General features: G+C 63.0%; 8 protein-coding genes. 5 read left to right on the top strand and 3 right to left on the bottom strand.

Annotated elements, in window-relative coordinates:
- Positions 1-406: 406 nt before the first annotated feature.
- The 4 genes from VBE63_RS21865 to VBE63_RS21850 all read left to right on the top strand — a co-directional run bounded on the left by VBE63_RS21865 (position 407) and on the right by VBE63_RS21850 (position 5,958).
- Entirely contained in the window at positions 407-646 is a 240-nt protein-coding gene (locus VBE63_RS21865) for a LexA family protein (protein ID WP_323685139.1), read from the top strand.
- Positions 647-794: 148 nt separating this feature from the next.
- On the top strand, positions 795-2,348 hold the full coding sequence (locus tag VBE63_RS21860) for an MgtC/SapB family protein (protein ID WP_323685138.1): 1,554 nt from the start codon (positions 795-797) through the stop codon (positions 2,346-2,348).
- Positions 2,349-2,595: 247 nt separating this feature from the next.
- The gene (locus VBE63_RS21855) at positions 2,596-2,838 is read left to right on the top strand and encodes a hypothetical protein (protein ID WP_323685137.1); all 243 of its coding nucleotides are present in this window, start codon (positions 2,596-2,598) and stop codon (positions 2,836-2,838) included.
- A gap of 126 nt (positions 2,839-2,964) precedes the next feature.
- Positions 2,965-5,958, top strand: a complete 2,994-nt coding sequence (locus VBE63_RS21850) for an amino acid adenylation domain-containing protein (RefSeq protein ID WP_323685136.1) — start codon at positions 2,965-2,967, stop codon at positions 5,956-5,958.
- A 1-nt stretch (position 5,959) separates the two neighbouring features.
- Here the strand turns inward: VBE63_RS21850 and VBE63_RS21845 are convergent, their stop codons facing one another.
- Positions 5,960-7,216 (bottom strand): aromatic amino acid transport family protein, encoded by a 1,257-nt coding sequence (locus VBE63_RS21845; RefSeq protein WP_323685135.1) that lies wholly within the window; start codon positions 7,214-7,216, stop codon positions 5,960-5,962.
- Between the two features lie 163 nt (positions 7,217-7,379).
- Between VBE63_RS21845 and VBE63_RS21840 the strand changes: the two genes are divergently transcribed.
- A complete protein-coding gene (locus tag VBE63_RS21840) occupies positions 7,380-7,508 on the top strand; it encodes a hypothetical protein (RefSeq protein ID WP_323685134.1) in 129 nt (42 codons plus the stop codon).
- A gap of 546 nt (positions 7,509-8,054) precedes the next feature.
- On the opposite strand, the gene VBE63_RS21835 is transcribed toward VBE63_RS21840, so the two are convergent.
- Positions 8,055-8,429, bottom strand: coding sequence for a hypothetical protein (locus VBE63_RS21835; protein WP_323685133.1), 375 nt, complete (start codon positions 8,427-8,429; stop codon positions 8,055-8,057).
- A 20-nt stretch (positions 8,430-8,449) separates the two neighbouring features.
- Entirely contained in the window at positions 8,450-9,067 is a 618-nt protein-coding gene (locus VBE63_RS21830; protein WP_323685132.1) for a hypothetical protein, read from the bottom strand.
- Between the last annotated feature and the right edge of the window lie 167 nt (positions 9,068-9,234).

Raw genomic sequence — 9,234 nt, 5'->3', positions numbered from 1 at the left:
GGCCAGGGCGCCTTGAATCGAACAGTATCGTCCTGCCTTGCAGGCTCAGATCGGCCAGCACCAGTTTTGAAACTTCGGGATTTGCGCATAATCCTTCTTATGTAAAGTTGCAGAGCCCTGAAATAAAAATATTTCAGCTTTGCTAGACTGGACATAATGCAAAAACGCCTCAAGGCCCTTGTCCATGTGGGATGCCCACCTCCTCGTTCAGCGCCTGAGTGCGACCTGGCTCGTTCAGACGAGCGAGTGGATCGATCCGCAGATGGAGTCGATGACGACACTTGCCATCGGGGCTTGCGCGGCGGGCACAGTATGCATTGCGGATCCGCGGAGGGGTGTAACCTGCCTTTCGCTACTTCTTAAAAATCAGTCGGTTAGCAAGGCTGCAAATCAGAAGCTTAGGTGAATTTCGAAAACTTATTCTCGATATGTCAACAAGTTAAGGGCGCGCTCGGCAGGTTACACCCTCCGCGGAGAATCGATGATCGACGATCAGATCGAGGATGGCGACCTGGTCTTGATCCAACCCCGCTTAAGCATTGATGACGGCGCCCTTGTCATCGCGCTGATCAACGGCGAACAGGCGACCATGAAACGCCTCTACCGCGAACCCCATCATCTGCGTCTGCAACCTGCTCATGCCTAGATGGCGCCGCAACGGTATGCCTTCGATCAGGTTGAAATCATCGGGGTGGTCATCGCGATTGTCCGCGAGCAGCCAGCGACCTAAAAAGACGTCTCAGCATTGAAGTCAGCTATCATCAAATGACCTTTGCGCTTCCATTGGGACTTTGATGCCGCAAGACGACCTGATCCAGCTCTTCTCACACTTTGGCCTCGCGGCGCTCTTGGGCTTTCTCATCGGCCTCGAGCGCGAGCTTCGCGACGAAACCATTCCCACCGTTGGTATTCGAGACTTCGTCCTGTTCTCGTTGATCGGCGCCCTCTCCAGCTACGCAGCTCTCGGGCTCCAGGCATCCTGGTTGATTTTGGCGGGGTTCGCCGGATTCCTTGCGCTGCTGTTGTCTTCCTACTGGGTCCAGCGCGACCAAGGCCCTGGTATCACCACCGAACTTGCCGCGGTGCTGACCTTCTTTCTCGGCGTCATCATCATGCACGGGGCCACGTTGCTGGCGATCGCGCTCGCCATCCTGATGCTGGGCGTTCTATTTCCAAAGGATGCGATCAAGCGCTTCCGCTCGCGCGTACAAATACACGAAATGCGCGCGGTGCTGTTGTTTTTGACCATCACTTTCGTCATCTTGCCGGTGCTTCCGCGGCAATCGCTGGATACCTTCTTGACCCATTCGGTCGGAACGGTGACGGCAGTGGACCAGAGCACAGGCGAGGTCGATATCAGGCTGGACGGGGATGCGCGCGTGAGTGCGGGGGATCGGGTGATGCTGTCCCAACCCGACGGGACGCGTATCGGCTTCGTCAGGATCACCGCGGCCGAGAACCTAAACGCCAGTGGCGGCTATGAGGGTCGCCAGCTGGCGGATGTGCGGCCCGACATCAGCGTGGACGGTGGCCTGGGCATCGAGTTTCTGGAGGTCATGGCGTCAGCCGTGCGGCCCTACATGCTCTGGCTGATCGTGGTGCTGGTGTCTTTCGTCAGCTTCGCCGGCTATGTCTCAATCAAGATTCTCGGCAGCAGGGTCGGTATTGGGCTGACCGGCTTGATCGGCGGCTTGGTCTCAAGCACGGTAACGACGCTGAGCTTCGCTCGCCGCAGCATTGAGGCACCAGCGGGCAACTCCCTGTTTGCCATGGCGATCATCCTGGCTAGCTCGGTGATGTTTCCACGCCTGCTGCTGGAGATCGCAGTGATTAATCCGCCCCTGATGAAGAACATCGCCGTTCCATTGACGGCGATGGGCATCACCGGCGCCCTGATGGCCGCCGTCCTCTACTTCCGGTCGCGACAGCCCGATACGGCGACCGTGAACGTCGAGTTTCACAACCCCTTCAGTCTCAAGTCGGCTGTCAGCTTCGGTTTGGTGTTTGCGGGCATCCTGATGTTTACGCGCCTCGCAACCTTCTATCTGGGGGACGCTTGGCTACCGGCCGTTGCCCTCGTCAGCGGACTGACCGACGCCGACGCTATCGCCTTCTCCATGAGCAGTCTCCAAGCATCGGGCCTGATTCATATCGATTGGGCCGCCTTCAACCTGGTGCTGGGTGCCATCTCCAATACCTTCATGAAGCTCTTCTTGGTGCTGGGACTCGGCGACCGGGCCCTGTTCAAGACATTGATTGGACCGTTCTTGGTCATCGGCATCGTTGGACTGGTATCGACGCTGCTGTATTACGACCTCGGTACCGCTTTGCAAGCGGCGGGCGGCTAGCTAGCGTCTGAGTCAGGTCAGCAGCGTTCGCGTCGTTGGGGCCTCGGCCATACCGGCTTGCGAAAAACGCACGACGCCGAGCAGCAGCTAACAGTTCCCGTGCGGCACCATCCATGAAGACAACGACTCACAAGTGGGCCTTGCGCTCGCGCTTTCGTACCAACACCTTCAGTTGAAAGGCCTCCAAACTGCGCCTCGCAGCGGCTCAAGGAAGCGATCAGCGAGATCAAGGCGGCGCACGAGCAGGTTGACATCGTCATCGCGGCGCCGGCGGTGCGATAATCGCCGCGAGCGCTGGGGCGAGCTGTGCGGCTCGCCGGAACCGGCATCACCGGCCTGTCTCAGTTACCTGCTGGTCGCCGAATGGTTCGATGGGCTGCTCACGCTGATCGACACCGCCTCTCGGTCTTACCGAGAATTTCCTCGGCATCTGAGTGACGAGGTCCGTTTCAGGATTGAGCAAGTGTCAGCAAGACGCCGCTCGGGCTGAAAGCGAATACCATGGACAGGTTGAATGCGCTGCACGAATCTTATCGATACACCGCCATGATCATGCCGCTCGCGGGAATCCCGGCCAAGCCCCGGGAGTCGGCCCGCGACCCTTTAGAGGTGACAGATGAACCCGACCCCACGTGCGCCCGCCGATCTGAACCTCGATGATCCGCAGACCCTGCCAGGAGTGTTCTCCCGCGTTGCCGCGCAGATGCCACAGGGCATTGCGGTGCGCCATGGTCGCGCCTGCATCACTTACGCCGAGCTGGAACTGCTCTCGAACCGAGTTGCCGACTGGCTGCACCGTGAACACCGGGTCGAGCACGGCGACCTCGTCTGCATCGCCTATCCCCGTGGCATCGACTTCATGGTCGCGATGCTGGGGGCGCTGAAGTGCGGTGCCGCCTATGTGCCGATCGATCTGCGCGAACCGCTGGAGCGCCGCCGAGCGATCGTGGAGGATGCGGCGCCCAAATGCCTGCTCGTGGCACCCAACAAGCGCAGCGACTTCGACTTCGCCGCCCCCATCAGCCTCGATGACCAAACAGATCCCTACGCCTGGTCTCCAGAGCCGCGCCGGGCGCACATCGACAGCGGCGACATCGCTTGCGTGTTCTTCACCTCGGGCTCCACCGGGCGGCCGAAGGGCGTACTGCTCCCGCACCTGGCCATCAGCGGGCTGATTTTGAGTCCCAGGTATCTCAGCATCGATGCCGACGACCGGGTGCTGTCGTCGAGCAGTATCGCCTTCGACGCCGCCTCGTTCGAGATCTGGACGGCGCTGCTCAACGGCGCGACCCTGATCTGCGTCGACTACGAGACCATCATCAATCCAGAGGCCTTCGCCGACTTCATCGAGCACCAGGCGATCAGCGTCATGTGGGTGACCTCGGCGCTGTTCGATCAACTGGTCGCCTTCCGCCCAGGCATGTTTCGCCGGGTTAAGTACCTGCTCTCTGGCGGCGACGTGGTCAACCCCAAGACCGTGCACAAGGTGCTCAACAACGCAGGCGGTCGGCCCCGCGCCTTCGTCAATGGCTACGGCCCGACCGAAACCGGCATCCTCGCCACCTTCCAACTGATCACCGAACTGGCCGACCCGTCTGCGCCCCTGCCCATTGGCAAGGCCCTAGCCGACACCGTGCTCTACGTACTGGACGACGATCGCAAGCCCGTCCCGCCCGGCGAGACCGGCGAACTCTATATCGGCGGTCACCGGCTAGCGAAAGGGTATCTCAACCTGCCCGAGCGCACCGCCGAGCACTTTTTGCCGAATCCCTTCACCGGCGATCCCACCGACGTGGTCTACCGTACCGGCGATCTGGTGCACTTTCTCGACGATGGCAGCCTGGCCTTTGTCGGCCGTGCCGACCGCCAGATCAAGTTCCGCGGCTTCCGGCTGGAACTGGACGGTATCGAGCAGATCTTGGTGAACCACCCGGACATCGCCAATGTGGCGGTGGTGATGGTCAAGGTGAAAGGCGAAAAGGTGCTTGTGGGCTATCTGCAACCGGAAGCAACGCGGCGTGCCGCCTTCGACCTGGATGCTTACAAGCGCTGGCTCGGCGAGCAACTTCCCGCCTACTCCGTGCCCGCGGTGCTGATGACACTCGACGCGCTTCCAGTCACCTCGCGCGGCAAGATCGATCGCAAGCGCCTGCCGCCGCCCGTGCTGGAGGAGACCGCCCGGCCTGATGCCGTGAAGCCGCGCACCGACACCGAGCGCGTCATCTGGCAGGTCTGGTCCGAGTGCCTGGATCGCACCGAGTTCGGCGTCACCGACGACTTCTTCAGCCTCGGCGGCTCATCCATCCTGCTTGCGACGGTCTACACCGGCATTCGCGAGCGCATCGCCAAACCCTTCGAGCTCGACGCCTTCCTGCAGCATCCGACCATCGAGGGCCTGGCGAAGACCATCGAAGAGCTCGGCGGGCAGGCGGACCACGCCGCGGAGCGCTCCGCCGCCGAGGCCGATGCCGTGCTCGATCCAAGCATCCAGCCGGCGTGGATACATCAGGCCGAGGATGCCGGCGACGGCGCCGTGCTGCTTACGGGCGCCACGGGTTTCCTCGGCGGTCACCTGCTGGCCGAGCTGCTCGAGCAGACCAACCGCCCGGTCTACTGCCTGATGAGGCCCGGCGCTGAGGCCGGGAACCTGCTCGCCGAGCTGCGCGACGCCCTGCATCGCCTCGGCCTCGATCCCGGCGCTGCCGCCGAGCGCATCCGTGCGGTCGCCGGCGATCTTGCCCAGCCTGGACTCGGTCTCAGTGCCGTGGACACGCAGCGGCTGCGCGACCACTGCTCGCACATCATCCACTGCGGCGCCTTCGTCCATCACCTCTACGACTACAACCGACTCAAGGCCGCGAACACCCAGAGCACACTGGCGCTGATCCGCCTGGCCCTGCGCGGACGCCCAAAGAAGCTCGCCTTCGTCTCCACCGCCAGTGCCATCACTGAGGCCGATACGCAAGGGATTGGCTACGAGGGGCGCGTCGGTTCGACCCCGGCGGCGTTCTTCGGCGGTTATGCGTTGTCCAAATGGGTCTCCGAGCGACTCCTTGCGCAGGGCTTCGAGCGCGGCCTGAGCGGCCTGATCTTGCGCCCCGGCAACATCTTCGCCAACAGCCGCACCGGGGTCGCCAGCCCCGCCGGCAGCAACTTCGCGCTGTTGATGATGCGCGCTTATCTCTCCCGCGGCCTTGCGCCCGACCTCGATCTCGTGTTCGAGGCCGTGCCCGTGGACCAGCTCGCCGCTGCCATGGTCGCCCTGACCCTGGACCGGGCCACCGACCGCGCGATGCTGAACCTGTCCAACCCGCACGAGATCGACCTGCCCGAGTACGTCAGCCTGTTGTCCGACCTCACCGGCAAGCCCATCGAGATCGTGCCCTATGAGGATTGGAAACACCGCGTCATCGCCCCGCTGCGCGAAGACGACCCGCTCTATCCGCTGACACTCTACTTCCAGGGGGGTCCTACCGAGGAGATCCAACACTTCGAGACCAAGCAGGCACAGGCCCGGCTTGATCCGCTGGGCATTCAGTTCCCGGGCGACTATCGTGCGCTGCTTCGTCACGCCTTCGACCGCACTTTGCGCGGCGCGATGGGTCTCTGAGTCAGCTCCCGCCGAGCACCTTGCCGACGAAGTAGGCCCCGACCACCACGACACCCGCGGTAACAGAGAACCAGGCCGCGGGTCCACGCTGAGGGCGGAAATCGGCTGCGGTCAGCACGATTCCAGCCGGGACCAGCAGTAGGAAGATGGCACCGAGCGGTGCCACCAGGTCACCAAGGATGTCCATCACCGGCACATTGGCGACCACCGGCGGCAAGAGGAGGCAAAAGGTTCCGGCCAGCAGGAGGGCCTCGGCCCAAGGTCGATGTCGCCCACCTTGGTGTGCTGTGCGCCCGAAGACGGCGAGGAGCGCTAACCGATAGCCGACATAGATGCCGATGAAGGAACTGGTCAGCGCGATCAGGCTGACTGCCGGACCCAATCCGCCCAGCCAACTGTGGCTGAACTGCTCGCCCACCAGGTCGAGGGCGGAGAGGTTCTCGCGGTTGGCGGCAACGAAGTCCGCCGCGGGTACCGCGAGCATGAAAGAGGCGACGAAGCCAAGTACAAACCCCAGGAGCGCGAGCGTGGCTGCGGCGATGATCCGCCCTGTCACCCGTTCCTGCCCGGCGCGATCCGGCAGCCGCGCTTGGAGGTCCAGCACTAGCCCGGACAGGCTTGGGAAAAACATGAATGAGAGCGTCAGCAACGGGTAGAGCACCAACAACTGCTGCAGCGCAACGGCTGGCTCCGGCAGCGCCAGGGCGGCCAAGGCGACATCCTGCCTCCAATGCGGCACGAGCGCAAAGGAGACCGTCACCAACAGCCCAATCAGCATCAAGCTCAGTGCGCCCAGCAGGTGGACCAAGACGGGCCGCGCCGAACCCAGCAGCAACATCATGGTCCCAAGCACGATCACCGCGAGCCAGGGCCGAGGCAGTGCCTCCACAGCAACCCAAGGATGCTGTGCCAACAGGTGACCGAGTCCGTTGGTGAGCGCAATCGAGTACGCCATCAGCAGCACAAACAGCCAGACGACGAACAGCAGCCGCAGCAGGCCGGCTAACTGCGGCCACCAGTGCGCAACGGCGGCGGAGAAGTCCGAGCCTGCGTCGGCCCGGCTCGGGATCAGGGCATAGAACCGATGCCCCAGGGTAATCGTCGGCCAGACCAACAGCGCCGCCACGCCGAGCACCCAGAAGCCGCCCTGGCCAGCCTGGTTCGGCAGAAACAAGACGCCGGCGCCCACCGCCGTGCCGAACAGAGCGAGCACCCAGGCGACAAACGGACCCGCAGGCAGGGTGCTTTGTGCGGTCATGTTCTCAGATCGAGGTTTGGTGTCGGAACGGATCATCAGGCAAGTGCTCACCGCCTTGGGCCTACTGCGTCATGGTTAGCTGTTGCGAGGCGGTCTATTTCTAGCAGGAACGGCGGAAGCCATCCGCACCCAGTTACCGGGCTAGGCTTGGACTCACCCGCGCATGGCAAGCGATGTCGACTACAACGACCGCGGCGACGGCCAGGAAACCCTCATTGTCGCACTGGAACGCCTGCTCGGCCGGATCATGGCCGACAACCCCTGCGCGTGGCGAATCAGACGAGCGGGCTAAACGACTGCGAGGGGGCTATCTCGTTCCTATGAACTGGCGCCGAGGCGCTTGAGTATGCCGAACAGAGCCGCCCTATGTGCTGCGTTGAAGCGCAGCGAGGCAGTGGTTCCGCTAACCAGACACCGCGAAGGCCACTGTGTGGCGATCGCGCGCGATCAAACCGAGCCGGATGCCAAGCGCTCCTCAGCAGGCGCCGAGCCCAGCACAACGCCGCCTAGCCTCAGCAATGGTTAGCGGAGCCATCCATGGATGGGCGTTTCCGAAGCCGGGTGTACGCCGATCGCCAGGATCGGCGCAGCATGCCATGCGGAACATCGCCCGAGATGGGTGCGAGCGGTGGCAGCCGGCGGCTGGCTTGGGTGCAGGTTGGAGGGTATCGGCGCTGGCCGGCACGCTAGCGGTGATCGACCATGAATCTGTAGCAGACTGTGGTTGCCTGGAGATGTCGAGGGGATCAAGATCAAGCAACATTTCGAGTTACAAGGTGTTAGCGCCTTAGCGCCTGACCTTGAGGCTGAGCCTGCGCCACGGCCGTGCGTCACTGGATCAGCTGAAGGGCGTGTCCAACCAAGCGCCGAGCGCGGAGGCGCAAGCGGTGGTTGAGCAGTGGCTGCATGAGCAGTTGAAGCCTGCTCGGTGATCTCGCGCTGATCCCCAGAGACTCAGCCGGCGATCAAGCGCTCCAGTGCATCGGCATCGAGCGGTCGCAGACCAATCAGCGCCGATCGCGTTGCCGAGTTCGCGATCGCCCGACATCAGCAGCAGCGCCGAGAGTGCGGCGATGAAGGCCCGCGCACGCGCCGCCTCGGTTGGCTCGCTCTGGGCCTCGGTGAGCGCCTTGCGGATGAGCTGGAGATCGATCACCTCGAGCGTCTCGACGGGGTCTTCCAGCGCCATCTGGTCCACGGGATCTTGAGTCATGCCCTCGCCTCCTTCTTGAGTCATGCCCTCGCCTCCTGAGGCCTGAGGCTGCCGAATGGCTCGGGTTCGGCTGCATCCGTCCGGCGCACATCGGTCGCGGCGCGACGTTTGCTGATCTCGGTCTGCAACGCTTGGCCAAAGCTGGCCTTGACCTGCAACCAGTCGCACGGGCGGATGCTGATTGGCGCCGGCTCGGGAAAGTCCTTGAACCAAGGGCCATAGGAGGGGCCGAGCACCTGCTCGCGCTCGGCGGCGAGCACCGCTAGATCGGCCTGTTTGACGGCGGCGGGTTCCGGATAGGCCAGGCCAAAGACCTCAGCGACGACGGCACTGATGCGCGCCTCGACGGCCTTATACTCCGGCATCACCTGTTTCAGCGGACTGACCATGTCACCGATGTAGGCCTCGGCGGCATCGTGCAACAGGCCTTCCAGTCGCAGTTCAGGCGGCAGCAGCGAGGCGACATGCAGGGAGTGCTGGGCAACGCTGTACGGAAACAGCGCGGCACCGTTGAAGCGGTTCATCAACGAGAGCGAATGGATGATGTCCTCCAGGCGCAGCATCGCCGGCTGCGGATTACGCAGATCGAAGGCGATGCCGGAGTAGGTATGGATGTGAACAGGATCGATGTCGGTCATGATGTGCGAGAAAAACCGCCTGTTGTCAGTGCCAGTCCCGCCGCCAGGCGATCAAGCAGCGATGAGGGTGATCCATCGCCTTTGGACGGCTCGACCATGATACGGGATCACCTAAGGCTCATGGCGCGATGCCGCGCCGGACAATCAATCGCGTGAGATCCACGTTG

This window comes from Lamprobacter sp., from assembly GCF_034860625.1.
Classification (GTDB): Bacteria; Pseudomonadota; Gammaproteobacteria; order Chromatiales; family Chromatiaceae; genus Lamprobacter.
This window is presented reverse-complemented; position numbering and strand designations above follow the sequence as displayed.